Origin of the sequence: Salipiger bermudensis HTCC2601 (genome assembly GCF_000153725.1) — a bacterium.
GTDB classification, from domain to species: Bacteria; Pseudomonadota; Alphaproteobacteria; order Rhodobacterales; family Rhodobacteraceae; genus Salipiger; species Salipiger bermudensis.
Window position 1 is genome coordinate 2040220 of sequence record NZ_DS022276.1, and the last position, 25960, is coordinate 2066179.

Annotated in this window: 26 protein-coding genes and 1 tRNA gene; 18 read left to right on the forward strand and 9 right to left on the reverse strand. The window is 67.2% G+C overall.

What is annotated here, in order from left to right; translation table 11 throughout:
• Positions 1-147 precede the first annotated feature (147 nt).
• Positions 148-221, reverse strand: a tRNA-Cys gene (locus R2601_RS09730).
• 289 nt (positions 222-510) lie between these two features.
• Between R2601_RS09730 and R2601_RS09735 the strand changes: the two genes are divergently transcribed.
• The 13 genes from R2601_RS09735 (at position 511) to R2601_RS09795 (ending at position 14468) form a co-directional block, all read left to right on the forward strand.
• Entirely contained in the window at positions 511-834 is a 324-nt protein-coding gene (locus tag R2601_RS09735) for a hypothetical protein (RefSeq protein WP_144266900.1), read from the forward strand.
• Positions 831-2753, forward strand: a complete 1923-nt coding sequence (locus R2601_RS09740) for a cellulose biosynthesis cyclic di-GMP-binding regulatory protein BcsB (protein ID WP_007797284.1) — start codon at positions 831-833, stop codon at positions 2751-2753. Before R2601_RS09735 ends, R2601_RS09740 begins: the two co-directional genes overlap by 4 nt.
• 3 nt (positions 2754-2756) lie before the next feature.
• Positions 2757-4643, forward strand: a complete 1887-nt coding sequence (locus tag R2601_RS09745; RefSeq protein WP_007797286.1) for a glycosyltransferase family 2 protein — start codon at positions 2757-2759, stop codon at positions 4641-4643.
• Positions 4640-6061 (forward strand): hypothetical protein, encoded by a 1422-nt coding sequence (locus R2601_RS09750; protein WP_007797289.1) that lies wholly within the window; start codon positions 4640-4642, stop codon positions 6059-6061. Before R2601_RS09745 ends, R2601_RS09750 begins: the two co-directional genes overlap by 4 nt.
• Positions 6062-7006: a response regulator gene (locus tag R2601_RS09755; RefSeq protein WP_007797291.1), complete on the forward strand. Its 945-nt coding sequence runs from the start codon at positions 6062-6064 to the stop codon at positions 7004-7006.
• Positions 7007-7019: 13 nt separating this feature from the next.
• Positions 7020-8984 carry an ATP-binding protein gene (locus tag R2601_RS09760; RefSeq protein ID WP_007797294.1) on the forward strand — a complete coding sequence of 655 codons (1965 nt, stop codon included), beginning with the start codon at positions 7020-7022 and terminating at the stop codon, positions 8982-8984.
• Entirely contained in the window at positions 8981-9349 is a 369-nt protein-coding gene (locus R2601_RS09765; RefSeq protein WP_007797297.1) for a response regulator, read from the forward strand. Before R2601_RS09760 ends, R2601_RS09765 begins: the two co-directional genes overlap by 4 nt.
• Positions 9342-10019, forward strand: a complete 678-nt coding sequence (locus R2601_RS09770; protein ID WP_007797299.1) for a hypothetical protein — start codon at positions 9342-9344, stop codon at positions 10017-10019. Before R2601_RS09765 ends, R2601_RS09770 begins: the two co-directional genes overlap by 8 nt.
• A gap of 116 nt (positions 10020-10135) precedes the next feature.
• Positions 10136-10495 carry an ElaB/YgaM/YqjD family protein gene (locus tag R2601_RS09775; protein WP_007797301.1) on the forward strand — a complete coding sequence of 120 codons (360 nt, stop codon included), beginning with the start codon at positions 10136-10138 and terminating at the stop codon, positions 10493-10495.
• Between the two features lie 9 nt (positions 10496-10504).
• Positions 10505-10840 carry a phage holin family protein gene (locus R2601_RS09780; RefSeq protein ID WP_007797304.1) on the forward strand — a complete coding sequence of 112 codons (336 nt, stop codon included), beginning with the start codon at positions 10505-10507 and terminating at the stop codon, positions 10838-10840.
• 128 nt (positions 10841-10968) lie between these two features.
• Positions 10969-11619, forward strand: a complete 651-nt coding sequence (locus R2601_RS09785) for a protein-L-isoaspartate O-methyltransferase family protein (protein ID WP_007797306.1) — start codon at positions 10969-10971, stop codon at positions 11617-11619.
• Between the two features lie 36 nt (positions 11620-11655).
• Positions 11656-13062 carry a TolC family outer membrane protein gene (locus R2601_RS09790; RefSeq protein ID WP_007797309.1) on the forward strand — a complete coding sequence of 469 codons (1407 nt, stop codon included), beginning with the start codon at positions 11656-11658 and terminating at the stop codon, positions 13060-13062.
• Between the two features lie 68 nt (positions 13063-13130).
• Complete coding sequence (locus R2601_RS09795) at positions 13131-14468, forward strand: hypothetical protein (protein WP_007797312.1); 1338 nt, start codon at positions 13131-13133, stop codon at positions 14466-14468.
• A 114-nt stretch (positions 14469-14582) separates the two neighbouring features.
• On the opposite strand, the gene R2601_RS09800 is transcribed toward R2601_RS09795, so the two are convergent.
• Entirely contained in the window at positions 14583-14912 is a 330-nt protein-coding gene (locus R2601_RS09800; RefSeq protein ID WP_007797315.1) for a DUF6280 family protein, read from the reverse strand.
• A gap of 217 nt (positions 14913-15129) precedes the next feature.
• Here R2601_RS09800 and efp point away from each other — a divergent pair, with 217 nt between their 5' ends.
• Both efp and R2601_RS09810 read left to right on the forward strand, forming a co-directional pair.
• Positions 15130-15693, forward strand: a complete 564-nt coding sequence (gene efp, locus R2601_RS09805) for an elongation factor P (protein ID WP_007797318.1) — start codon at positions 15130-15132, stop codon at positions 15691-15693.
• A gap of 95 nt (positions 15694-15788) precedes the next feature.
• Positions 15789-16256, forward strand: a complete 468-nt coding sequence (locus tag R2601_RS09810) for a GNAT family N-acetyltransferase (RefSeq protein ID WP_040545287.1) — start codon at positions 15789-15791, stop codon at positions 16254-16256.
• A 12-nt stretch (positions 16257-16268) separates the two neighbouring features.
• Here the strand turns inward: R2601_RS09810 and R2601_RS09815 are convergent, their stop codons facing one another.
• The 4 genes from R2601_RS09815 to R2601_RS09830 all read right to left on the reverse strand — a co-directional run bounded on the left by R2601_RS09815 (position 16269) and on the right by R2601_RS09830 (position 20314).
• Entirely contained in the window at positions 16269-17066 is a 798-nt protein-coding gene (locus R2601_RS09815; protein ID WP_007797322.1) for a fructosamine kinase family protein, read from the reverse strand.
• Entirely contained in the window at positions 17063-17797 is a 735-nt protein-coding gene (ygfZ, locus tag R2601_RS09820) for a CAF17-like 4Fe-4S cluster assembly/insertion protein YgfZ (RefSeq protein WP_007797324.1), read from the reverse strand. The genes R2601_RS09815 and ygfZ overlap by 4 nt, the downstream gene beginning before the upstream one ends.
• A gap of 76 nt (positions 17798-17873) precedes the next feature.
• Positions 17874-19622 (reverse strand): ABC transporter ATP-binding protein, encoded by a 1749-nt coding sequence (locus R2601_RS09825; protein WP_007797326.1) that lies wholly within the window; start codon positions 19620-19622, stop codon positions 17874-17876.
• Positions 19619-20314: a phosphatase domain-containing protein gene (locus tag R2601_RS09830; protein WP_007797330.1), complete on the reverse strand. Its 696-nt coding sequence runs from the start codon at positions 20312-20314 to the stop codon at positions 19619-19621. The genes R2601_RS09825 and R2601_RS09830 overlap by 4 nt, the downstream gene beginning before the upstream one ends.
• A 142-nt stretch (positions 20315-20456) precedes the next feature.
• Between R2601_RS09830 and R2601_RS09835 the strand changes: the two genes are divergently transcribed.
• Positions 20457-21656, forward strand: coding sequence for a pyridoxal-phosphate-dependent aminotransferase family protein (locus tag R2601_RS09835; protein ID WP_007797335.1), 1200 nt, complete (start codon positions 20457-20459; stop codon positions 21654-21656).
• 16 nt (positions 21657-21672) lie between these two features.
• Here the strand turns inward: R2601_RS09835 and R2601_RS09840 are convergent, their stop codons facing one another.
• The 3 genes from R2601_RS09840 to R2601_RS09850 all read right to left on the reverse strand — a co-directional run bounded on the left by R2601_RS09840 (position 21673) and on the right by R2601_RS09850 (position 23859).
• Positions 21673-21861 carry a hypothetical protein gene (locus R2601_RS09840; RefSeq protein ID WP_007797338.1) on the reverse strand — a complete coding sequence of 63 codons (189 nt, stop codon included), beginning with the start codon at positions 21859-21861 and terminating at the stop codon, positions 21673-21675.
• 118 nt (positions 21862-21979) lie between these two features.
• Positions 21980-23098 (reverse strand): pyridoxal phosphate-dependent aminotransferase, encoded by a 1119-nt coding sequence (locus R2601_RS09845; protein WP_007797340.1) that lies wholly within the window; start codon positions 23096-23098, stop codon positions 21980-21982.
• A gap of 128 nt (positions 23099-23226) precedes the next feature.
• Positions 23227-23859 carry an NAD(P)-dependent oxidoreductase gene (locus R2601_RS09850; protein ID WP_007797342.1) on the reverse strand — a complete coding sequence of 211 codons (633 nt, stop codon included), beginning with the start codon at positions 23857-23859 and terminating at the stop codon, positions 23227-23229.
• Between the two features lie 122 nt (positions 23860-23981).
• On the opposite strand from R2601_RS09850, the gene R2601_RS09855 reads away from it, so the two are divergent.
• Both R2601_RS09855 and R2601_RS09860 read left to right on the forward strand, forming a co-directional pair.
• On the forward strand, positions 23982-25268 hold the full coding sequence (locus R2601_RS09855) for a lipoprotein-releasing ABC transporter permease subunit (protein WP_007797344.1): 1287 nt from the start codon (positions 23982-23984) through the stop codon (positions 25266-25268).
• The gene (locus R2601_RS09860; RefSeq protein ID WP_007797347.1) at positions 25261-25944 is read left to right on the forward strand and encodes an ABC transporter ATP-binding protein; all 684 of its coding nucleotides are present in this window, start codon (positions 25261-25263) and stop codon (positions 25942-25944) included. The genes R2601_RS09855 and R2601_RS09860 overlap by 8 nt, the downstream gene beginning before the upstream one ends.
• Positions 25945-25960: the final 16 nt, after the last annotated feature.

Consider the following 25960-nt stretch of genomic DNA (forward strand, 5'->3'; position numbering starts at 1 on the left):
GAAATGTAAGGTGGTGACAGCGCGCACCAGTGCCGGCTCTGTGGCGCGTTGCTTGTCACGAATATGAGGGGGCGGCGCGTGAGACGGCTGGCGAAAACCCGCTCGCTTTGCATGCAAAGCAAGGGGTTCAGAGCCATCATGAAGGGATGGAGGCGAGTACCGGAATCGAACCGGTGTACACGGATTTGCAATCCGCTGCGTCACCACTCCGCCAACTCGCCAGAGTGATGCACTCTCTAGGGCCCCGCCGCGGGGGCGTCAAGCGGTTATGGGCCCGCTTGGAAGATTCCTCGTGCCGTGGATTGCCCCTTCACCTGCGCCCGGCTCTGCGGTTAGGATTCGATATCGAGTGGCGTACCCAGTGCAGATTTCCGAAGACCTGCCCATCGTATCCGGCGTGGCGTCGCGTCAGCCGGGATTGTGGCGGAAATAAGAGTGTGGAAACCGGCCCGGGGTTGTTCTAACCCTTGATCGAAAAGGTTTTTTGCCTGTGTTGAGGAGTGAGCAAACGTGAGTGATGCATATTCGGCAACGTTGAAGCTGCTGCAGGGCAGATTCATCGACGGGCTTCCCGAGATGCTGCGCCCGGTCAAGGAGACGCTCGGGCGCGAGAATGTCGAGCTCGCCGAGATCCACGATCTGCATCGCATCCTGCACGAGGCGGCGGGCAACGCCGGGATGCTCGGGTTCACCGATCTGCACCGGCTTCTCAAGGACGCGCTCAGGATGCTCGAGACCGCCGAGGCCGAGAACCGCACCCTCACGGATCCCGAACGCAACGCCCTGATCGTGGCGCTGGCGGGCATCATGCGGGCGCGGGAGGCGGCTCTTTGAAGCACGTTCCCGGCCTGTTCGCGGCGCTTCTCGCAGCACAGATCGGCTGTGCCTTGCCTGCCTTGGCGCAAAGCACAGCAGATGCGCCCGCCATCCAGTCCCGCGCCACCGAAACGCTGCGCCGCACGGTGCGCTTCGACGAGATCGGCTTTGATGCCGGCATCGAGTTCCGCCAGCTGTCCGGCGAGGTCACGTTCTTCCTGCCGGCGGCGCGCGCCGAGGCCATCGAGGGCGCCATGCTGCGCATCGAGCTCGAGCATGGCGAGAGCATGCAGACCGAGCGCTTCCTGTCGGTCGCACTGGCCGACCGCGTGGTGAAGGTGGCATCGCTCGAAGGCAGTTCCGGTCGCATGACCGTCGAGGTGCCGGTGCCCGACGGCGCGATCTCGGGCGGTTTCCTCAAGGTCACGCTCGGCTACTCCGGGGCACATTCCGAGCAGCTCTGCATCGATGAGCGGGCCTCGGGTGATTTCGTCTTCATCCGTCCGGGCTCCGCGCTCGAGCTCTATGTCCGCGGCGGCGAGCTGGACAGCCCGCTCGATGTGGCGCGGCTGATGCCGCGCGACAAGCGGCTGGTGCTGGACGGCGAGGGGCCGGAGATGCTGCCCTTCGCGATGATGGCCGGTGCCGCCTATGATGCCGAGTTCGGCGCGGTGCGGGTTGGCGGAAGCGATGCCGGTGGCCGGGAATGGACCAGCGGTGCGCTGGTGGCGGGGCGCGACGGGGCGCGCGGCGGCCGCGTCGAAGTCATGGCGCTCGACGGGCGCCCGGCACTTGGGTTCGGTGGCAGCGATCCGGCGCTTGGTCTGGCCCTGCTCGAAAGCGAGTGGCAGGCGCTGGCAGCGGTCGACGGCATTGCGCCGGTCTCGCTCGATGGCGGAGAGGAGGCCTCCTCGCGGATCACCTTCGCGGAGCTGGGGGCGCCGAAGCTGCGGCAGAACGTGGTCGGCAGCTCGACCTTCACCTTCAACTTCGCCGCCGATGCGCTGCCGTCAGGCACGCTGCCCGAGCGGCTCGAGCTTCTGGTCGCGGCGGCCAACTCCGCCTCGGGGCGTGGCGTCGCGGTCAGCGTCTTCGTAAACGACTCGATGGTCGGGTCGCGGCCGCTCGACAGCGCCGAGCCGGAATGGATGGATTTTGCCCTGCCCGCCGGGCTCATCGGGCGCGACAACCAGGTCGACATCCTCGTGCAGCGGCAGGTCGAGGGGGGCGGCTGCCGCTTCGCGCCGCAGGGATACCCGGCCGAGATCCTGCCGCAGAGCCGCTTCGTGCTGGGTGACGGACCTGCGCCGGGCGACGACTTCTTCCTCATGCGGCAGGCCTTCCGCGACGGCGTCACCGTGGTGGCAGAGCCGGGCGCGGCCGAGAGCGCATGGCCGCTGTTGCTGCCGCTTGCGGGCGCTCTGATCCCCGATCGTGCGACGGTCACCGGCGCGGCGCAGCTGTCGCAGGCCGAGGGGCCGTTCATCTATGTCGGCGCCAACCCGCCGGCGGGCAGCGATCCGGCGCTGCGTTTCGATCAGGGCGCGGTCGAGATCCTCGACGGCGATGGCGGGGTGATGTTCGCGGGATCCGGGCTCGAGGCACTGAGCTTCGTGCAGGTGGTCGAAACCGAGCAGGGGGCGGGCATCTGGATCCGCCCCGGTGATGGCCCGGCGCCGCAGCCGACCCGTTCGATACCGCTGCAGCTCGACCGGGGACAGCTGGCGATCCTCGACGAGGACGGGCTGGTGCTGTCGGTGGCGCGCAGCCGCACCGACCTGCTGCAAATCAGCTATCCCGACCAGACCGACCTGCTGCAGCTGCTGGCGAAGTACCGCCCGTGGATCGTGGGCGCGGCATGGCTGGCGCTGACGCTGTTGCTGATCCGCTTCCTTCAGGGTGTCTACCGGAAGCGCCGGGACAGCTCCGAGGGCTGATCGGTGGCGCTCGACGCGGAAAGCGAGGCCATCGGCAACCTGCTCTACGATCGGGGCATCCTGACCGACGAGCAGCTCGACGAGGCCGAGGACCTTGCCGAGGCCTGGAACCTGGGCCTCGTCGAGGTGCTGCTGGGCAAGCGCTGGCTGAAGGCCGCCACGATCTACCGCGAGCTTGCCTATTACTACGACGTGCCGCTGCTGGACCTGTCCGAGACGCTAGCCGACAGCGCGCTTCTGCGCCGCTACGACGTCACCGAGATGACCGAGGCGCAGGTGATCCCCGTCCGCGAGGAGAATGGCCGCCTGACCGTGGCGACCGCGCGGCCCGGGCCTGTCACGCTGGTCAGGATCATCGAAATCTTCGGCAGCGAGGTCGACATCGCCGTGGCGACGCGGCTTGACATCTCGCTGGCGCTGCAGAGTGCGTTCCGCGAGGAACAGTCGCACGAGGCGGTCTACGGGCTGGCCGAGACCGACCCCGTGATGTCGGCCTCGAACGTGATCCTGCCGGCGCAAGTGGTGGTGCTTTACGGTTGCATCAGCCTGTTCCTGCTGGGGCTGGCTTTTGCGCCTGTGCCGACGCTGATCGCGCTCAACGTCGTGATGACGGTGTTCTATCTCGGCAACTTCCTGTTCAAGGCGACGCTGGTCTGGGTCGGCAGCGAGGCGCAGGAGCGCATGTCGCAGTCGATCGCCGCCGAGGCGGCGATGCTGCACGATGACGAGTTGCCGGTCTACACCGTGCTGGTGCCGATGTTCCGCGAGCCCGAGGTGCTGCCGATCCTCACCAACGCGCTGCGCAACCTCGACTATCCGCTGGCCAAGCTCGACATCAAGATCGTGCTGGAAGAGAGCGACCACGACACCATCGAGGCGGCGCGCTCGCTCGACCTCGAGGGGGTGTTCGAGATCGTGCTGGTGCCGGCGTCGCATCCGCAGACCAAGCCCAAGGCCTGCAACTACGCGCTGCAATACGCGCGGGGCGACTTCCTCGTGATCTTCGACGCCGAGGACAAGCCCGAGCCCGACCAGCTCAAGAAGGTGATTGCCACCTTCCGGCAGTCCTCGCCCAACACCGCCTGTGTGCAGTGCCGCCTGAACTACTACAACGCGCAGGAAAACTGGCTGACGCGGATGTTCACGCTCGACTACTCGCTGTGGTTCGACCTGATGCTGCCCGGCCTGCAGCGCCTCGGGGTGCCGATCCCGCTGGGCGGCACCTCGAACCACTTCCGCATGGACGTGCTGCGCCAGCTCAAGGCGTGGGATCCGCATAACGTGACCGAGGATGCCGACCTCGGCATCCGCCTCACGCAAAAGGGCTATCGGGTGGGGGTGATCGACTCGACCACCTTCGAGGAGGCCAACGTCTCGATCCCCAACTGGATCCGCCAGCGCTCGCGCTGGATCAAGGGCTACATGCAGACCTTCCTCGTGCACACGCGCCGCCCCGTGCACCTGGCGCGCACCGTCGGGCTGCCGGGGCTGATCGGCTTCGTGTTCTTCATCGGCGGCACCTTCCTGTCGGGTCTGCTGAACCCGATCTTCTGGGGCATCTTCGTGCTTTGGATGATCTTCGGCGCGCAGCTCATCGAGCCGTATTTCCCGCCCGCCATCCTCTACATGTCGCTGATCAACCTGCTCGCGGGCAACGCGCTGCTGATCTACCTGACGATGGTGGCCCCGTTCCGCCGGCGCTGGACCTATCTCGCGCCGTGGGGCGTGACGGTGGTGGGCTACTGGGTGCTGATGACCATCGCCTCCTACAAGGCGCTGAAGCAGCTGGTGTCGAACCCGTTCTACTGGGAGAAGACCCAGCACGGCCTGTCCAAGCACACCGCCGCCGAGCTCAAGGCGGCCGGTGACGAGGGCGAGGCGGCGACGTGAGGGATCTGGTCTGGAAGATCGCCCTCTGGCTGCTGGTCAGCGCGGCGATGCTGCTGCCTATCGCCTGGGTCGAGGGGCATGGCTTCCTGTCTTCCGCCACCATCCAGATGTGGGCCAAGGCCATCGTGCTGACCGACGGGCCCGCGGTGTTCCGCGCCACCGACGCCTTCTTCCCGCCGTTGCCCTTCGCCATCGCACTGGTGATGCAGGTGCTGAGCGGCGGGACCGACATCCCGCTGCCGCATGTGCTGAGCGCGGCGGTTGGCGGGCTGCTGGCGGTTGCGTGGTACTACAACCTCATCAACCGGGCGGCCTATGACCGTCTGTCGGCGGTGCTGGTGGTGCTGCTTCTGGTGCTGAACCCGGTCTTTCTGCGCTCTCTGAGCGAGGGGCCGAGCATGATGTTCCTCATCCTCGGCGCGTGGCTCTTCTTCAGGGGGCTGGTGAACATCCGCCTGTTCGGCACCGCGCCCGACATGATGAAGGTGGCGCTGGGGCTCCTGGTCGCGACGATGTCGCACGAGCTGGGCGTGCTTTTCGCGCTGGCCACGCTTCCGGCGCTGGTGCTGGCGGCGCGTCCGAGCCTGCTTCTGGTTTCGCCTTCGGGCTATCTCGTGTCGATGTTCTTTCCGGTGGTCGCCGCGGTGCTGTCGCTGTTCTTCGTCAGCGCGGTTCTGAAGACTGATTTCTTCGCGGTGCAGCTGCTGTCGCCCGACAGTGCATGGGCCGGGGCCACCTTTCTCGCGATCTTCTGTCTTCTGCCGGTGCCGCTGATGGTGATCTTCCGGCTGTTCCTCCAGCCGCGATTCTCGATGCCGCTCGGTGGCATGCTGCTGACGCTGGTCGGCATGGCTCTGCTGAACCGGGTCTACCCGGTGGAGCCCGATCCGGTCCTTGTGGCCGCCCCTGCGCTTGGCGCGATCCCGGTCGCGGCGCGCTGGTGGACGCGCACCTCGCTGCGCTCGACGCCGCTGGCCGCGCTGATGGTGCTTTCCGCGATGCTGGGCGGCTGGGCGCTGGGCACTCTGGGAGCGCCGGAGAGCCGTGCCTGGCTGCAGGCGGCGAGCGGGCGGATGGTGACCAACCCTGTGGCGCAGGCAGCACATGTCGCGGCGTTCCTGCGCGACCGCGACGAGGTTCTCGCAGATGTCGAACGCCATCCGGATCTTGTCGCGGCGCTGGGAAATGCGAGCAATTTCATCGCGGCAGGCGATCCGGCCTATGATCGCGTGCTGTTCGGCGGCCGCCCGGCTGGAAAGTTCGTTGTCATCGGGGTGGATGAAAATGATCCAGTTGTTCGGGATCGCCTGTTGCGAGCGCTACCGAGACTGAAGAATAACAACGATTCGAGATTCGATCTCGTATATGACACGGGCAGCTGGATGGTTTACCGTGTGAACAGAGCAGGAGACACCTAAGTGCGGAAGTTTATCGCGGTCGACGACTCCGAGATCGCGCGAGAACTCATCAAGGCGACATTGGCCGATTTCGGCTATCACGACGTCTCGTCCTTCGGGAATCCGAAAGAGGCGCTCGAAAGCATGTCGGCCTCCGAAGTCGCAGCCGATCTGGTGCTGCTGGATGTGATGATGCCGGAAATGGATGGGGTCGAGCTTTGTGCGCGGATCCGGGCACTCGACAAGTGGCGCGACGTGCCAATCGTGATGCTCACCAGCCGCGAGGACAAGAGCACGCTGTCGCGGGCGTTCATGGCGGGTGCCAACGACTACCTTACCAAGCCCTTCGATCGCATCGAGTTCCAGGCGCGCCTGAGGGCGCAGCTGCGCCTCAAGGCCGAGCTCGACCGGCGTAAGTCTTCTGGTCCGCGCAGCGCGCGCGCGTCGCGCCGGGCCCGCTCGCAATTCTCGCTGCCGGGTCTGCTGGCTGATCGCGACGCGCTGCAGGATGCGCTCGCTCAGGTAAGCGACGAGCGGCTCGACGGGCTTGGTGTCTTTGCCCTCTCGGTCGATGCCACGGCGCGCAACACCGTCGATTTCAGCACCCGCGAGCGGCAGGCGATCCTTGCCGCGGTGGCCGAGGTGTTGGCGCAGGTGCGGATGCCGGCGGGCAACATGCTGGCGCATTGGGAGGGCGACACCTTTTGCGGTGCGTCTCTGGTGCACGATGACGACGCGCTGCTTGCGGATGTGCGCGACCTCGCGATGTCGGTCAAGCGGGCGCTGGAATCGATGCCGGGCAAGCTCAAGGGCGCGTTGCCGGGCGTGAGCGTCGGGGTCACGCTTCCGGGCACCGCCGGCACCGTGTCGGAGGCGCTTGGCAAGGCGTTCGGCGCGCTCGAGGAACAGGCGCAGAAAGGCGGCAACGGGATCAAGGTCGCGGGCGCCAGCCAGCGGAACCACTAGGGAGCGACAGGTCATGCCCAACCGACTGGCGCGCGGTTTCCGAAGCAGCTTCGTGGCGCTTGTGCTGACAAGCGGGGCAATGCTGCTGTTCTTCCTGCACTACGACTACCAGCGCACCATGCGCGAGGGCGAGGTACGCCTGACCCATGTCGCCGACCTCTTCAACCAGCATTTCCTCAGTGCCCTCGAGCTCGCAACCGTACGCGCCGAAGCGATGACCGAACGGCTGGGGGCCTTCAATCTCTACCGGGTCCCTGCACTCGAGGCCGAGCTGGGCGGCGGGCTGCGCGAGTTTGTCGAAAATGTCGACCAGATCGCGGCGATGGTGGTCATCGACCACGAGGGGGCGGTGCGCTGGTCCTCGATCGAGGGCGTTCTCGGCCTCTACCTCAATGACCGGGACTACTTTCAGGGCACGCTCGACGGGGCCGGAAAAGGCTATGTGATCGGTGCGCCGCTGGATTCGACGATCACCGGGATGCGCGTGACCCCGATTGCCTGGCCGATCATCTCCGAGACGGGGGAGGTCTCCGGTGTGATGGCGTCCTCGCTCGAGGCCAGCTATTTCCGCAGATTGCTGGAAGAGACCCGCTTCGACCCCGAGATGCTGGTCGATATCCGCTCGGTCGAGGGCACGGCCGCCTTCAGCTCGGAAGGGTTCTCGAAAGTGGGCGAGAACCGGCTCGTCACGGTCTCCTCGCCGATCGAAGGCACCGGGCTGAAGACCGTGATGGCGCTGCCGCGTTCGGTCGTGATCCGCAGCTTCCTGCTGCGTGCGGTGGCCTTTACCGCCGTCTATGCGCTGCTCTCGGGGCTCGCGCTCTACGCCGCGATCCTGGCGCATCGCCGGATGCTGGCGCTGCGCGCAAGCCTCGCGCAGACCGAGCGCGAGGCCTGGAATGCGAAGCAGGCGGCGAGCCAGTTCCAGGCAATCTTCCAGAACGTCGAGGATGGCATCATCGTCTTCGACGCGCTCGGGGAGTTCCGGACCTCGAACCTTCGCGCGCAGGAGTTGTTCGGCGTCGACAATGCCGGTGCGGCGGTCGAGCGCTTCCGCGCCAGCGCCCCGGTCGAGCTCGAGCATCTCGTCGACAGCACGTCGTTCATCTTTGTCCCCGACGCGGGCAGCCATCACGGCGTCATCGGCCGCGAGATCCGCTGCAAGGTGAGCCGGGTCGAGGCGGTCGAAGGGCACACGCTCTACTGCGTGCTGACCGATGTGTCGGCCGAAGAGCGGCTGATCCGGGCGCGCACCGCCTTTGTCGAGACCGTGAACCACGAACTGCGCACGCCGCTGACCTCGCTCAACGGCGCGATGCGGCTGCTGAGCTCGCGCTTTGGCAACGAGTTGCCGCCGAAGGCGCGTCAGCTGCTCGATCTGGCCGAGCGCAACGCCAGCCGTCTGATGATGCTGGTCAACGACATCCTGACCCTGCAGGCGATGGATCAGGGCCGGCTCAATGTCACGCTCGCGACCGTGCGCGCCAACGACATCCCGCGCGAGGCCGTGACCAACATGCAGGGCTATGCCGATGGCTTCGGCGTCGGCCTGCTGCTGGAGTTGCAGAACACCGGCGCCTCGGTCCAGGTCGACCCGCAACGGATGCAGCAGGTGATGGACAACCTGATCTCCAACGCGGTGAAATACTCGCCACAGGGCGAAAGCGTGGAGATCTCGAGCGCGCTGACCGAGACCGAGGTCGTGATCCGGGTGCGCGATCACGGGCCCGGCATTCCCGCAGCGGCGCAGGGCGCGATTTTTGAGCGTTTCGCCAAGCCCGCGCACGGACCGGACACCCAGGCGAGCGGAACCGGGCTTGGACTGGCGATTTCTCGCGAACTGGTCGAGCGCATGGGTGGGACTTTGTCTCTCGAAAGCATACATCTGACGGAAACCGGTGGTGACCGGGCGCACGGATCGACCTTCATCGTGCGTCTCCCGCTGGCGCAGATGGACCAACGGAGTGCCGCGGAATGAAAGTTCTATTCGTCGACAACGAGACCGACATCGTCACGCTGGTCGAGCTCGCGCTCGACGGCGAGGACGATATCGAGCTGACCGCAGTGACCTCCGGCGAGGCCGCCATGGGCGAGATCGCTTCCGGCGGCTACGACATGTTCGTCTTCGACCTGATGATGCCGCCGCCCGACGGGCGCCAGCTGTTGCGGGCGGTGCGCAGCGATCCCGCCAACGCCGGCAAGCCGGTGCTGATGTGCACGGCGAAATCCGATGCGGTGGCCAATGACGACCTGCGCGATGCCGGCGCCACCGATGTCCTGCCCAAGCCATTCGATCCGCTGTCGCTGGCAGACGTCCTGCGCGAGATCCACGCGGATGGCTGAGGCGCGGCGCGGCGTAGTGCCGGGAGCGCTAGCGGCGCTGCTGATCTCGGCGGTGCAGGCCGAGGCGGCTGCCTGGCCGCGGGCGGAGGGGCAATCCTTCCTGTCCTATTCCTACCAGTTCCAGATCAACGAGACGACGGACCGCAACTACTCGTCGCTGTACTACGAATACGGAGTGACCGAACGGCTGACTTTCGGCATCGACGCCGGGCGCAGCGATGGATCGGGCGACCTCACGGGGCTCTTCTTCCTCCGCAGGCCGGTGCTGTCGACCGATGCCGGCACCTGGATCTCGGCCGAGCTGGCGGTTGGTGCCATCGAGATCGAGGACGAGATCTATGGCGTGGTGCGCCCCGGTCTGTCCTGGGGGCGCGGGTTCCAGTCCGGGCTGGGCAATGGCTGGGCCGGGGTCGAATCGTCCTATGCTTTCCGGGGCGATGGCTCCGAGGAGGGCAAGATCGACGCCACGATCGGGCTCAACCATGCCTCTGGCTCGCTGTCGCTGGTGCAGCTCCAGTATGCCGCCCCCACCGGCGGCGAGGACAGCGTCTCGATCGCGCCGTCGCATGTGATCAGCCTGACCCGCGGAGTCTTCCTCGAGCTTGGGGGCGCCTACAAGTTGACGAATGACGCAACCTCGCTGAAAATCGGGCTCTGGAGCGAGTTCTGAGGCGGCTCCCGGCGCCGAGACCTGAAGCCCTTGCATTTGCCGCCATGTGTCGGAACCTTTGACCGGGCCGCCTCGTTGACTTGTCAAAGGACACATCGATCAAGGGAGCCAGGATCATGGCGAATACCACGGCAAACACCCCGACCAGCAGCACAGCCTCGACCAGCACGAGCAGCAAGGACCGCGATCTTGACGCGCTGAGCGATCAGATCGCGACCCTGCGTGGCGATCTGTCGGCCCTGACCGAGATGGTCGGCGATATCGGCAGCCGTCGTGGCCGCGAAGCCAAGGCGAAGGCCAAGGCCAAGGCCGACGACGTGCGCGGGCAGGGCGAAGAGATGCTGCGCGACGCCGGTCGCCGCGTGGCGGATTTCGAAGATCAGGCAATCGGCCAGATCCGCGCAACGCCGCTGCAGGCGGTCGGCATCGCGGCTGCCGCCGGCTTCCTGCTGGGCTACCTCAACTCGCGGAGGTAACACCCGCCCATGTTCTACGCGCTCGAGCTTCGGCTGCGTCTCATCATCCGCCGCATCGTCTTTGGCGCGCTCGCGCTGATCGCGCTGATCGTGTCGGCGGTTTACTTCACCCGAGCCGGGCTCGTTGCGCTGGCGGAGCTGTATGATCCGCAGACCGCTCTGCTGATCGTCGGCGGGATCTACCTTGCGCTGGCGCTGATCCTGCTTCTCATGGCGAACCGCCGCAAGGTGCCGGCGCCGCCGCCACCGCCGGCGACCAGCATCGCCAGCCTGCTCGAGGCCTTCCTCGCCGGGCGTGCGGCAGGCACCGCCGCGGGTCGACGCGGCGATGACGACGACGATTGACGGATCAGCGGGCGCCCCAAGCGGGCGCCCGTTTCCGTTGCGGCAAATGTGACCTCTTCCGACATTGCGGCGCCGTGGCAAGTGTGGCAGAACCATAAGGGACCATACTGAACGGAAGAGTTTAGCGGATGACCGATTTCGCCACGCGCCGCCGCATGATGGTGGATACGCAGGTCCGGCCTTCGGACGTCACCAAGTTCCCGATCATCGATGCCATGCTCCGCATCCCGCGCGAGGCCTTCGTGCCCGATTCCGAGAAGGAAGCCGCCTATGCCGGCCGCAACGTGCGTCTGGCCGAGAACCGGGTGGTGCTCGAGCCGCGGACGCTGGCCAAGATGCTCGACGCGGTGAATATCGACAACGACGACCTCGTGCTCGATATCGGTGCCGGCTTCGGCTATTCCTCGGCGGTCATCGCCCGCATCGCGGAGGCGGTGGTCGCGGTCGAGGAGGACGAGGCGTTCACCTCCGAGGCGCAGAGCCTGCTGGTCGAGCATGGCGACAACGTGGTGTTCCACGAAGGCGCTCTGGCGCAGGGTGCCGCAGAGCATGGTCCTTATGATGCCATCGTGATCGAGGGCGGGGTGGCACAGCTTCCCGAGGAGATCACCGCGCAACTCAAGGATGGCGGCCGTATCGTGTGCCTGTTCATGGAAGGTGCACTCGGCACGGTCCGGGTCGGATGGAAGATCGACGGTGCGATCACCTGGCGCTTCGCCTTCAACGCGAGTGCGCCGGTGCTGCCCGGTTTTGAAAAGCAGGACGCCTTCGCTCTCTGAGGCGCCCGCGAGACGTGCTGCTGGAAGGGGAGGCCGATGGCGCGCAAGTCCGTTCTTGGAATGCTGGCCGGTGTCTGCCTTGCGGCCGTGACATCGGCTCCGGTCGCGGCCGAGTCTCTCGCCAGCGCGCTCTCGAGCGCGTACATCACCAGTGGCCTTCTCGACCAGAACCGCGCCGTGCTGCGCGCCGCCGACGAAGACGTCGCGCAGGCGGTGGCGGCATTGCGCCCGGTCATCAACTGGACCGGCACCGTCACCCGCAGTTTCGGCGCGCAGAACGCGGCATCGACCGGCGGCATGTGGGTCGACTACGCCACCACCACCGCCAGTGCCGACCTTGTGGCCACGCTCGTGCTCTATGCCGGCGGCGCGCGGACGCTGAGCCTCGATGCCGCTCGCGAGGCGGTGCTCGCCACCCGGGCCGGTCTGGTCGGGGTCGAGCAGCAGGTGCTCTACAACGGCGTATCCGCCTTCATGGAGGTTCGCCGCGCCCTCGAGACCGTGCAGCTGCGCCGCAACAACGTCCGCGTCATCGGCGAGGAACTGCGGGCTGCGCAGGATCGCTTTCAGGTCGGCGAGGTGACCCGCACCGACGTGGCCGCCGCCGAGGCGCGGCTGGCGGGCGCCCGCAGTCTGCTGGCCGCTGCCGAGGGCACGCTCGCGGTCAACCGCGAGGTCTACAACGCGGTGGTCGGTCGCTATCCCGAGAACCCGCAACCGCCCGTCGGGCTTCCGCGACTGCCGGCCGATCCCGCGACGGCCAAGGCGCAGGCGCTGCGGGAGCATCCCGATATCGTGCAGCTTCGCCACGTGGTGGCAGGCAGCGACATCGCGATCGCCATCGCCAAGGCGCGGATGAAGCCGACGGTCAACCTCGAGGGCCGCTTGGGCATGAGCGGCACCTTCGATTCGCCCTTTGCGTCCGAGAGAGGATCAGTGACGCTCGGCCTCAGCGGGCCGATCTACCAGGGGGGCGGGCTGTCGTCGGGTGTGCGTCAGGCCATGGCGAACCGCGATGCCTCGCGGGCGCAGCTCTACACCGCCGGCCAGCAGGTCGAGCAATCCGTCGGCAGCGCCTTCGCGCAGCTGCGCATCGCACAGGCCTCGATCGTCTCCACGCGCGAGCAGGTGCGGGCCGCCCGGGTCGCGTTCGAGGGCATCCGCGAGGAGGCCTCGCTTGGCGCCCGGACGACGCTTGACGTGCTCGATGCCGAGCAGGAGCTTCTCGATGCGCGGGCGGCGCAGATCTCGGCCGAGGTCGACCAGACCATCGCGGCCTACGCCGTGCTGGCCTCGATCGGTCAGCTGACCGCCGAGCAGCTCGGGCTCGACGTGCCGCGCTACGATCCGGCCGCGTATTACGACCTCGTAAAGACTGCTCCGGTGACCTCGAGACAGGGCGAGGAACTCGACCGTGTCCTTCGTGCCCTCGGAAAAAACTAGGCATTGCACATCGGTTGTCTGGAATCATCCGTCGCGGTAGAGTTTCGCGAGGCAAGAGTGGAAGATGAATGTCCGACCCCGTGACGAATGTGGAAATCGAGGATGTGCTGTCCTCCATCCGGCGACTCGTCGCCGACGATGCCCGTGAGCAATCCGCCCAGCAAAGCGCGAAGGGGAAGCCTGAACGGTTGGTCCTGACCCCGGCGCAGCGTGTGCCGGACGATGCGCCCAAGCCCGCGACGGGCCGGGGAGACGGATCTTCGACAAAGCGTCCGGCCTCGGAAAATCGCCTGCCGGCAGAGCCCGCGCGCGCGCCAGCCCCGGCATCTGTTGAGCGCGAGAACGTGGCGGTTCCGTTCCGTCTGAACCGCGATCCGAAGGCCGAGTCGCCGTCGCGCGAGCGGCCTGAAGCAGCAGAGCGCCCCGAGAGCGACAAGGCCGGCCCTGCCGCCGCCGCGCGTCGCCTGACCCTTGGGCTCACCGCCTCGGACGAAGAATTCGAAGAGATCTACGAAGACGGCGGAGACGAGCCGTCTTTCGATGCCTCGACCCTGCTCGGCAAGCTCGTCGAGGAAGAGCTGGCGCGGGCGTTGGCCTCGCCGGAGAGCGATGCGCGCCCCAAGTTTGCGCGCTCGAGACCCGCGCAGGCGACAGCGCCGGAGCCCGCCGTCGAGGCGCAGGACGCGGACGAGACAGCGCAACTGCTCGACCGGATCGCGGAGGTCACCGGGGGCGATGCTGCGGACGCCGCCGATGATGGCATCCCGACCGCCGAGGTCCCGCTGCCGGAACCCGAACTGCCCGAAATGTCACCGCGCATCCCCGAGCCGGAGCTCGAAGACGAGCCGGCAGGCGATGTCGGCCTGGCCCAGAAGATCGCCGCGCTCGAGGCGATGATTGCCCGTCACAAGGGCGACGAGCCGGCGGCGCAGGTTGAGCCCGCGACGGTGCAGGAGCCGGAGCAGGGGGCCGAAATCGAGGCCGCGCCCGAGCCCGAGCCCGTGGCCGAGAGCCATGAGCCGCAGGGCGCGGAGGCCGCTTGCGCGGCCTTTGTCCACCGGCCGCAGAAGCCGTTGGAATGGCAGGACCACAAGCCCGATGAGGTCGTCGCCGAGGACCCCCGGCGAGCCGAAGCGCTGGTGCTTGAGGGGCCGACCTGGAAGGGCGCGGATCGGGGCGATGTGCTGGCGGACACGCAGCACTTGCCCGACGTGGCGGCGTCCGAACATGGCGATGCGTTGCCCGCCCCGGTGGACCTGTTCGATGAAGAGATGCTGCGTGACCTCGTGACCGAGATCATCCGTCAGGAGCTGCAAGGCGCGCTCGGTGAGCGCATCACCCGGAACGTACGCAAGATGGTGCGTCGCGAGATCCATCGCATGGTGACCAGCGAGCATTTCGACTGAGGTCGGCCTGCGTGGCCGCTCCGGTCTGTCGCGACGATCACCGCCAATAAACCGAAAGGCGCTCCCCTTGCAGGGAGCGCCTTTCGTTCAACGTGCCGAACGTCTTGGGTAGTATCAGGCTGCTTCGGCGCGATCCGCCGCGGCTGCGGCGTTGCGGCGTTCGCTCTCTTCGCGCGACAGCGCGACAGAGGTGCGGATGCCCTTACCGACAAATTCCATCAGGCCCTGAACGACACGTTCGTTCGGGTCGATGCCGGCACAGCTCAGAACTTCACGGCCGTCGCGCGACCGTGCCCAGCGGGCGATCTGCTCAGGGCCATTGCCGTATTTCTTGTCGTCGGCGATCGCGTCGTCGAGCGCAGCCAGAACCACGGCCGCAAAGAGCTTGCGTGCGCGGTTGCCCTGTTCGGCATTGAAGGCTGTGCTATCCACGAAATCTTTCATATTTCGACCTTTGATTATTGCTCTTGTCTTTTCCGGCGTGTGTGGCGTTATGAACCATTCCGTTCGATTCGGATACACCACAAACGCATGGCTGACATGCGCTCACAACATTGCTTATTTCTTACGCACACGATATTCGCTGTCTTGCATGGGCAGGACTGGCCAGATATAGGACCGGCCAGACAATCATCAACCTTTTGCCGAGGTTTCGCCCCTTATGCCCAAGATCAACGGTAACGAAATCCGCCCCGGCAACGTGCTCGAACACAATGACGGCCTGTGGGCCGCGGTGAAGGTCGATCACGTGAAGCCCGGCAAGGGCGGTGCCTTCGCCCAGGTCGAGATGAAGAACCTGCGCAACGGCTCCAAGCTGAACGAACGCTTCCGCTCCGCCGACAAGGTCGAGCGCGTGCGCCTCGAGCAGCGCGACATGCAGTTCCTCTACGAGGATGACGGCATGCTCATCTTCATGGACACCGAGACCTACGACCAGGTCCAGCTGCCGGCCGACATCCTCGGCGAGCGCCGCCCGTTCCTGCAGGACGGCATGACCATCGTGGTCGAGTTCTACGACTCCGAAGCGCTCAACGCCACGCTGCCGCAGAAGGTGGTCTGCAAGATCGCCGAGACCGAGCCGGTGGTGAAGGGCCAGACGGCCGCAAACAGCTTCAAGCCCGCGGTGCTCGACAACGGCGTGCGCATCTCGGTCCCGCCCTTCGTCGGTCAGGACGAGGACATCGTCGTGAACACCGAAACCATGGAGTATTCGGAACGCGCATAACCCGCGCGCCGACGACTCTTGTCCCCGTGCGATCCGGGGGCAGACATGACGAGATGACCAAAGGCCTCCGGCGCAAAGCCCAGGAGGCCTTTTTCATGATCGACCATCTTCTACAATCGGATCTGCCGCAGGTGGCCAGCCTGCTGCGCGGGCTGAACGCCCTGCATGTGCAGCGCGTGCCGCAGCGCTTCCACGCCGAGGCGGACGATGCCGCGCTGGTGGGTATGCTGGCGCAGGAACTCGACACCGGCGCCGAGGCGCTTGTCTACCGGGCCGAGGGCGTGGCGCGCGGCTACCTGCTCTGGCGGCTGCGCGAGGTGCCCCGGAGCGCTGTGGAGCGCCCTCGCAGCCTTGCGGTGCTCGACCACATCGCGGTGGCGCCATCCTGGCGGCGGCGCGGCATCGCGCGGCGGCTGGTGGCGGGCTTCGAGGCCGAGATCGCCGCACGCGGCTGCGAGAGCTGGGTGGCCCATGTCCACAGCTTCAACGGGCCGTCGCGCGGGCTGATGCAGCGCACGGGCGCGGCGCGGGCGGTGGAGGTCTACGAAAAGCGGCTCGGCTGAACGCTGCCCGGCTCAGGCGCCGGAGGCGTCGAGCAGGCCGCTGACCATGCCGCGGTAATTCGCCCCGAAGAGCCGCAGATGCATCAGCGCCGGGAAGAGCTGATAGATCGGGCGGCGCTCCGCTCGGCCCGGCTCGGTGCCGCCGTATCCGGACCAGAAGGCCTCGGGCGGGGCGCCGAACAGCTCGAGCATGGCGAGGTCGACCTCGCCGTCGCCGTGGTAACAGGCCGGGTCGATCATCCACGCGGTGTCGTGCCCAAAGAGCGCGTTGCCGGTCCAGAGATCGCCATGCAGCAGGGCAGGCGGCGGAGCCACGGGCAGACGCTCGGGCAGGGCGGCGGCCAGCGCCTCGACCCTGTGGGCCAGATCCGAGGGCAGGTGCGGCAGGAAGGGCAGCAGGCGGCGCTCGGCCCAGAACGCGGGCCAGCTCTGCGCTGCGCTGTTCTCGATCGGGAGCGGCCCGAAGGCGTAATCCTCGGGCCAGCCGTAGCCGGTGCCGCAATGTTCGTGCAGCGCCACCAGCCCGGCGCCGAGCGCTTCCCAGCTCTGGGGAGCGGGCCGCGCCTCCTCGAGCCAGTCGAGGCAGAGCAGGTCTTCGGCCTGATGCAGAACGCCGGGCACCGGTGCGCCGGCGGTGGCCATGGCGGCGAGCATCCGGGCCTCGGTATCGACCCGTGCGCCGCGCTTCACCGCCATCACCCGGCCGTCGCTCAGCGTGACCTTCAGTACCTCCGAGAGGTCGCCGCCATGCAGCGGCTGCGCCAAGGTGATCTCGGCGCCGAAGACCGGCTCGAGCGCCGAGAGGCTCATGGCGTGTAGCGCACCGTCGCGCCGTCGGCCGTCATGTCGCCCTTGGCGCGATCGAAGCGCAGGTAGGCGATGCCGTGGCCCTCGGCCTGCGTGTAGAGTGTGCCGGCTGTCTTCTCGCCGGCGAGGATGTCGCTGCCGACCGGAGCGCTGCCGCTCACGTCGACCTGCGCGAGCCCCTTGCGCAGCTCGGTCTTGTGCTTCATCCGCGCGGTGACTTCCTGCCCGACATAGCAGCCCTTGCGGAAATCGACGCCGTTGAGACGCTCGAACCCGGCTTCGAGGATGAAGGTGTCCGGCGTCAGCTCGACGCCGCTCTCGGGGACGCAGGCGGCGACGCGCAGCGCGTCCCAGTCGGCCTCCTCCCCTGTCTGGCCGTCATAACCGCGCCAGCCCATGCGCGGGTCGCGCGGATCGATGAAGGCGCCCTCCGGCTCTGGGCCAGTGCCACGGGTCACCGCGATGTCGGTCTCAACGATCTCGACCTTGGAGCGCAGCTTGTACATCGTCAGCATGCGCTGCAGGTCCGGCGCCAGCGCCGCATCCACATCGATCAGGATGTCCTCGCCCTTGGGCACAAGGAAGAAATCGGCGCGGTACTTGCCCTGCGGCGTCAGCATGGCCGCGTAGACCAGCCCGTCCTTCAGGCCTGCCACGTCATTGGTCACCAGTCCCTGCAGGAACTGCTCCGCCTCCGGGCCGCTCACCCGAAGCACCTTGCGTTCGCTCGTCATCGCGCTCTCCCGATCTGTCCGTCGCGTCGTCTGCCCGCAATCTAGGATGCTTGGGCGGCGGGTGCGAGGGGGTGGCTCAGGTTTCCGAGAACTGCAATGCGTGCAGCCGCGCAAAGGTGCCGCCGCGGGCCAGCAGCTCGTCATGGGTGCCTTCCTCGACCACCTGGCCCTGATCCATTACCACGATCTTGTCGGCATGGCGGACGGTCGAGAGCCGGTGCGCGATGACCAGCGTGGTGCGGCCCTTGGCGAGGGCGTCGAGCGCCTTCTGCACGACTGCCTCGGACTGCACGTCGAGGGCCGAGGTGGCCTCGTCGAGCAGCAGGATAGGCGTGTCGCGCAGGATGGCGCGGGCGATCGCCACGCGCTGGCGCTGGCCGCCCGAGAGCGACGATCCGCGCGGACCGACTTGCGCGTCGAGCCCGCCCTCGAGGCGGGGCAGGAAATCGGCCACGTGGGCGGCCTCGAGCACCTCCTGAAGACGCGCCTCGGAGATGTCGCCCCGGCCGAGCAGAATGTTCTCGCGCAGAGATTCGTCGAACAGCAGGGCTTCCTGGCTGACCACCGAGAACAGGCCCCGCAGCTCGGCGAGCTTCATGTCGGAAACCTCGGTGCCGCCAATCTCGACCCGTCCGCTGGCCGGATCGACGAGCCGGGTCAGCACGTTGAAGATGGTCGACTTGCCGGCGCCCGAGGCCCCGACCAGCGCGGTGGTCTTGCCGGCCTCGGCAGTGAAGCTGGTGCCGCGCAGGACGGGCGCGTCGCCGTAGGAGAGCTGCACGTCATCGAGCACGATGCCCGGCACACCCTGCGGCGCAGGCTTGGGATCGGCGGGATCGCGCAGCGCCGGAACCATGTCCATCAGTTCCTTCAGACGCTCGATCGAGGCGGCGGCGATCTGCCAGGTGCCGCTCACCGCGCCCAGCCGGCGCAGCGGTTCGAAGGCCAGAGCGATGGCGGTGAAAAAGGCCATGAAGTCGCCGACGGTCTTCTCGCCGGCAATGATCTCGCGGCCGCCGTAGAACAGCACCCCGATGAAGCCGATGCCGGCCATGATATCGATCAGCGCCGGGATCGAGGCGCTGCCGAGAGAGGACCTGACCTCGGTGCGGATGCGCTTCCGGGTGAGCTTTGCGTAGCGCCCGGCCTGGTACTCTTCGAGACGGTTGAGCTTGACCGGCACGATGCCGTGGAAGATCTCGTTCAGGCGGGTCGACAGACCGGCCGAGATGTCGCGCGCCTTGCGAGCGTGCCTGCGCACGTAGCGCTGCGCGAACATCGACGGAAGCAGCATCAGGGGCGCCCCGATCAGGGCGACAAGGGTCCAGCGCCAGTCGATCGCAAGCGCCACGCCGAACAGCGAGAACAGGGCGATCACGTCACGACCTGCCCCGGTGATGATGATCTTCCAGACCTTCGCGATGCTGCCCACGTCGCCCTCGACGCGCTGCATCAGGTAGCCGGGCCCATAGGCTTGGTGGAAGGTGCCGTCGAGACTTATGAGGTGGCTGACAAGGTCGTTGCGGATATCGCCGACGGTGATCTGCGCGATCTGCGACATCAGCACCTTCTGGATCACGCTCGCCACCGCGCGCGCCAGGAAGCTGCCGAAGATCACCAGCCCGACCCACCAGATCGCATCCGAATTGCCGCCGACGAAGACGTTGTCGAACATCGGCTTCATCATGTAGCTGAGCAGGCCGAACATGGCGCCCTCGATGCTCATGAAGGCAAGCGCGACGAGCAGCAGCCAGCGGTGCTTCCAGAGGTAGTTCCGCCACAGCCAGCTGAACAGATGGCCGGAGTTTTCCGTGCGCCCGCTCACGCCAGATCTTCCGGAGGACGCTTGGCGTCGAACCCGGCCTGAATGGCCTTGCCGTCGTATTCGGTCCGGACCCACTCCTCGAACGGGATCGGAGCGCGGCGGTTGCGGGCGGCGTAGACATCAAGAATGTAGCCCTGAACGCCGGTGCGGGTGAACTCGAGGTGGATGTATTTCAGCCCAAGCTGCTTGCGCGCGACCTCGACCGGGACGCCTTCGAACACCATCAGGTACACCGCCGAGGCAAAGCCGGCGCGGTCGGCACCTGACTTGCAGTGGAACATCATCGGGCGTTCGGCCTCGCGCAGAGTGTCGATGAGGGTGAGGATGCGCTCGCGCTTGGGGGCGGAGCGGGCCCAGAGCTTGGCGTGTTTCAGGGTCAGCCCGAGCTTCTCGCAGCTCTCCTTTTCAAAGAGGTAATGCGAGAACTTCTCTTCGCCGCGCAGCGTGATCACCGTCTTGATGCCCATCTTCGCGTATTTCTCGAAGCGCCGGTGGGTCGGGTGGTTCGAGCGCCAGACGCCCGGCGCGATCTGCCAGAAATTGGTCCAGACCGTGCGCAGCCAGGCGTGGTCGAAGAGGTTGTAATGGAACTGCGATAGTGCCCGCGCCGCGGGGGTCGAGATATCCTTGCCGAACGACCGGCGCAGGCGCCGCTCGCGGTGTTCGATCTTTCCCCAGAGCTTTGAGAGCATGTGTGACGTCCCCATGGCCTTGCGGCGGTTTAGTGGCCTTGGGCGCGCGTGGCAAGCGGCGGGGCGGATTGACGCCGCCGCGCCCATGCTTAGGTTGACGCCGACCCCGGATTTTCAAGGGGGACTTTCACGGAGAAAACCCATGTCACTTGCCCACGGTCGCCCGTACCTGGCCATTCCCGGTCCGTCGGTCATGCCCGATGCGGTGCTGCGCGCGATGCACCGCGCCTCACCGAACATCTACGAAGGCGAGCTTGTCGACATGGCGGCGGCGATGATCCCCGACCTGCGCCACGTGGCACAGACCGAGGGGCACGTGGCGATCTACATCTCCAATGGTCACGGCGCGTGGGAGGCCGCACTGTCGAACGTGCTGGCCGAGGGCGACAAGGTGCTTGTGCCCGCGACCGGGCGTTTCGGCCACGGCTGGGCCGACATGGCGGCGGGGCTGGGCATCGAGCCGCAGATCATCGACTTCGGCCGCAAGACGCCGCTCGATCCGGTCCGCGTGGCCGAGGCGCTGGAGGCCGACACTGGCCACGAGCTGAAGGCTGTGCTGGTCACCCATGTCGACACCGCGAGCTCGGTGCGCAACGACGTGGCGGCGGTGCGACGGGCGCTCGATGATCTCGGCCACCCTGCGCTTCTGATGGTCGACTGCATCGCCTCGCTGGCCTGCGACGAATTCCGGATGGACGCGTGGGGCGCGGACGTGATGGTGGCAGGCTCGCAGAAGGGGCTGATGGTGCCGCCGGGGCTGAGCTTCGTGTTCTTCAACGATCGGGCCGCAGAGCGCCGCGCCGCGATGAAACGGGTGAGCCGCTACTGGGACTGGACGCCGCGCGCCAATCCCGAGTTCTTCTACCAGTATTTCGGCGGCACGGCGCCTGCACATCACCTCTATGGCCTGCGCGCCGCGCTCGACATCATCCGCGCCGAGGGCATGGAGGCGATCTGGAAGCGCCATGCCACGCTCGCCCGCGCGATCTGGGCGGCGGCGGATGTCTGGGGCTCGGACGGCCCGCTGTCGATGAATGTCGAGGACCCATCGCTGCGCAGCCACGCGGTCACCGCGCTGCGCGTGGGCGCGCCCTACGGCGCCGAGCTGCGCAAGTGGACCGACACCGCGGCGGGTCTCACGCTGGGGATCGGGTTGGGCATGTCCGAGCCGGACGATCCGATGGGCACCGGCTTCTTCCGGATCGGCCACATGGGGCATGTCAACGCCCACATGGTGCTGGGCGCGCTCGGGGTGATCGAGGCCGGTCTGCACGCGGTCGGCATCCCGCATGGGCGCGGCGGTGTCGCGGCAGCGGCCGAGGTGATCGGGTCCGCCGTCTGATCGCGCGCGGCGCGGCTCAGGCCGCGCCGTTCAGCCGCCGGTCGAGCAGGGTGATGAGGTGGTTCACCGCCACCCCGGCCAGCGCCACCGCGCCGAGCCCCCAGCTCACCCAGATCACGCCGAAGATCCACAGCATGTTGATGAACAGGAAGAACAGCGCGGACGAGGTGTAGTCCGGGGCTGGTTGGCGCGTGCGGTTGTCCATGGGCAGATCCTCAGAGCTCGGCGCGGGTCACCAGCATAGCACAGGTGACACCGCGACTTTGGGATCGAACCCTTTACGTAAGGTAATGGTTCCGTGATCGTGCCGCCGCGAGGCCGCGTCAGGCCACGGTTTCGCGGGCCTCCGCCAGCGCCTTGGGCAGTTCCTCGGCCAAGATGTCGAGATCGGCCTCGGTGCCGGCGCTGATCCGAATGCAGCGATTCTGCGGTGCCACGAAGGGCATCCGCACGAAGACGCCATGCCGCGCCAGCCCCTCGAGAACCGCCCGCGCATGGGGGCCGTCGCCGCCGCAATCGACCGCCACGAAGTTGGTGGCCGAGGGCAGGGTGGTGAGGCCGTTGGCCTCGGCAATGGCAGCGATGCGCTCGCGCGCCGAGTTCACGCGCCCGCGCACCTCGGCCAGCCATGCGTCATCGAGCAGCGCCGCCAGCGCGGCTTGCTGCGCCGAGCGATTCATCGAGAAGTGGTTGCGGATCTTGTCGAAGGCCTTGATCAGCGGCTCGGCGCCGAAGGCATAGCCCACCCGCGCGCCCGCCATGCCATAGGCCTTGGAGAAGGTGCGGAAGCGGATCACCCGGGGATCCTCGGGATCGATCTTCGGCGCCGTGCCCTCGGGGGCGAACTCGATATAGGCCTCGTCGAGCGCCAGCACCGTGCCCTCGGGCAGGTCGTCGAGCGCTGCCTCGATGGTGGCGCCGTCGATCCAGCTGCCCATCGGGTTGTCGGGATTGGCGAGGTAGACGATCTTGGCATCGACCTCGGCCGCCTTGGCGAAGAGCGCTGCAATGTCCTCGGCGTCGTCACGATAGGGCACCTTGTGCAACACGCCGCCATAGGCGTTCACGTGGTAGCTGAAGGTCGGGTAGGCGCCGTCCGAGGTCACCACCGCGTCGCCGGGCTCGACCAGCAGGCGCACGAGGTAGCCGAGGCAGCCGTCGATGCCCTCTCCGAAGACGATGTTTCCATGTCCGCAGCCCAGCCGCTTCGACAGCTCCGTCTTCAGCTCGAAATGGCTCGGGTCGGCGTATTTCCAGATCTCCTGATCGGCGGCCTGCAGCGCGGCGATCGCCTTGGGAGAGGGGCCGAAGACGCTCTCGTTGGCGCCGAGGCGGGCGCGTAACACGTGGCCGCTGGCGCGCTCCTGCTCTTCCGGGCCCACGAAGGGCACGGTGGCGGGAAGGCGGGCGATGAGGTCGGGAAATCTGGGTCCGTGGGTCATGGCGGGGATTTACGGCCTGCCGTGGTTCGCGGTCAAGCGGATGCGTCCGAGCGCCGGAACTTGCGCCGCGCGGCCCGGACAATCTCATCGCGCACACGGAGATCTGCAAAGCGGCCCATGTGTGGGCGCTATCGCACCAGCACCGGCGCCTTGCCGATCAACGCATCGTCGCCCGCGGCGCGGACCACGAAATCGGCCACCGCACGGCGGCTGACCAGCCCCATGCGCCATTCTTCGGGCTCGACCAGCACCTTGTAATGCCCGACGCCGCCATTGGTGAGGATGGTCGGGCGCACCAGCGTCCAGTCTAAGCCGGACGCGCGGATCATCTCTTCCTGAATGTCCTTGTCGGCATAGGCGCGGCCCAGCAGCGCCTGATGAGTCATCCGCTCGGTCCAGGACAGCGCCGAGCGCGAATCCCCGGTGCCGATGCCCGTGACAGCGATCAGGCGGCGCACGCCGGTCTTTTCCATGGCAGGGAGGAGCGCCGCGGTGGCATCCGAGAACAGCTTGGTCCGCGTCCAGATCACCGAGCCGTTGCGCGGCAGGCCCAGCGTCATGGCGACGGCGTCGACCCCCTCGACAGCCTCTGCAAGGCACGCCGGGTCGGTGGCGTCACCGGGCAACGGCTCGAGCCCGGCCTGCAGCTCCATCTCGCCGGCGCTGCGGGCCAGCGCCCGAACCGAATGGCCCTGCGCTAGCGCGGTTTCGACCGTCGCGGCGCCTATGCCGCGGCTGGCTCCGATCACGAGAAGTTTCATGCGCCGTGCTCCCTCCTGTTTCGAGGCCAACGCAGGCGCGCTTGACCCCGTTCCGGCAAAAGGCCACTTTCCGCGCCGAGCAGACCTGCGCAGATCAGGCCCCTTCGGCACAGAAAGAGATTATGGCAAGCACCCCAGCCCCCTTCGCCCCGTTCGAATGGATGATCGCGTGGCGCTATTTGCGCGCCCGCCGCGCCGAAGGCGGGGTCAGCGTGATGACCTGGATCAGCCTCGTCGGCATCACGCTCGCGGTCTTCGCGCTGATCGCCACGCTGGCCGTGCGCTCGGGCTTCCGGGCCGAGTTCGTGGATACGATCCTTGGCGCCAATGCCCACGTGACGGTCTATGCCAGCCAGCGGCTCGACGAGTACGACCGCCCGGTGCGCACCTTCGACGATTATGCCGAGCGCGCGGCGCGCGTGGCCGAGGTGCCAGGCGTGATCCGCGTTGCGCCGCTGGTGAAGGGGCAGGTCATGGGCACCGCCGCTGGTCGCAATGCCGGGGTCGAGGTGTTCGGCATCGCCGAGGACGATCTCAAGGGCATTCCGCGCATCGCCGATCCCGAGACCGGGCAGGGCGACATCGACAATTTCGAGCAGGGTATCGCCATCGGCTCCGGCGTTGCGCGTGAGCTGGGGCTTAGCGTCGGCGACCAGCTCAAGCTGATCTCGCCCGATGGCGTTCGCACCGCCTTCGGCGTCAGTCCGAGGGTCAAGCTCTACGATGTGGTCTACATCTTCACCGCCGGGCGCTACGATATCGACCGCACGCGGGTCTACATGCCCTTCGAGGAGGCGCAACTCTATTTCAATCGCGAAGGCGTGGCCGACGAGCTCGAGGTGATGATCGACGATCCCGAGCGCGTCGAGCGGCTGGCACTGCCGGTGCTGCAGGCGGCGGGCGAGGGCGCGCTGATCTGGACCTGGCAGGACGCGTCGGGCGCCTTCCTGCGCGCGCTCGAGGTCGAGGATAACGTGATGTTCGTGATCCTCTCGGTGCTGGTGCTGATCGCCACCATGAACATCGTCTCGGGGCTGATCATGCTGGTCAAGAACAAGGGCCGCGATATCGGCATCCTGCGCACCATGGGGCTCACCGAGGGCGCGGTGCTGCGGGTGTTCTTCATCTGTGGCGCCTTCACCGGGGTGATCGGAACGCTCATGGGGGTGGTGCTGGGCTGCCTCTTCGCGATCTATATCGACCCGATCTTCTCCTTCGTGAACTACGTCGCCGGCGGCGGAGTCTGGGACCCGGCGGTGCGCGGCATCTACGCGCTGCCCGCCAAGCTGCAGATGGGCGACGTGCTCAGCGCCATGGCGCTGTCGCTCGGCCTGTCCTTCGTCGTCACGATCTTTCCCGCCCGCAGGGCGGCTCGCATGAACCCGGTGGAGGCCCTGCGCTATGAGTGATCCGGTCCTTCACCTTCAGGGCATCGAGAAACGCTACAACGCCGGCCAGCCGAACGAGATCGCGGTGCTGCGCGGCGCGGACCTGTCCGTCGCGCGCGGCGAGGTGGTGGCGCTGGTGGCGCCGTCGGGTGCCGGCAAGTCGACGCTGCTTCACATCGCGGGCCTGCTCGACACCGCAGATCGCGGCGACGTGGCCATTGCCGGCGAGACGGTGACCGGCGCCTCGGACCGGCGGCGCACCATCCTGCGCCGGCAGGAGGTGGGGTTCGTCTACCAGTTCCATCACCTGCTGCCCGAGTTCACCGCTCGCGAGAACATCGTGCTGCCGCAGCTCGCCAACGGCGTCGCCAAGGCCGAGGCCGAGGCGCGGGCGCAGGAGCTTCTGGAAAGCGTCGGCATCGGCGAGCGCGCCGGGCACCGCCCCGCCGCCATGTCGGGCGGCGAGCAGCAGCGGGTGGCGTTCTGCCGGGCGATGGCCAACGGGCCCAAGCTGCTGCTGGCGGACGAGCCGACCGGCAACCTCGATCCCACCACCTCGGACACGGTGTTCGGTGCTCTGGTGCGGCTGGTGCGCGAGACCGGACTTTCGGCGCTGATCGCGACGCACAACCTCGAGCTCGCGGCGCGCATGGACCGTCGGGTACGACTCGAGGAGGGGCGGCTGGTCGAGGGCTGAGCCCCGATCCGGCGGC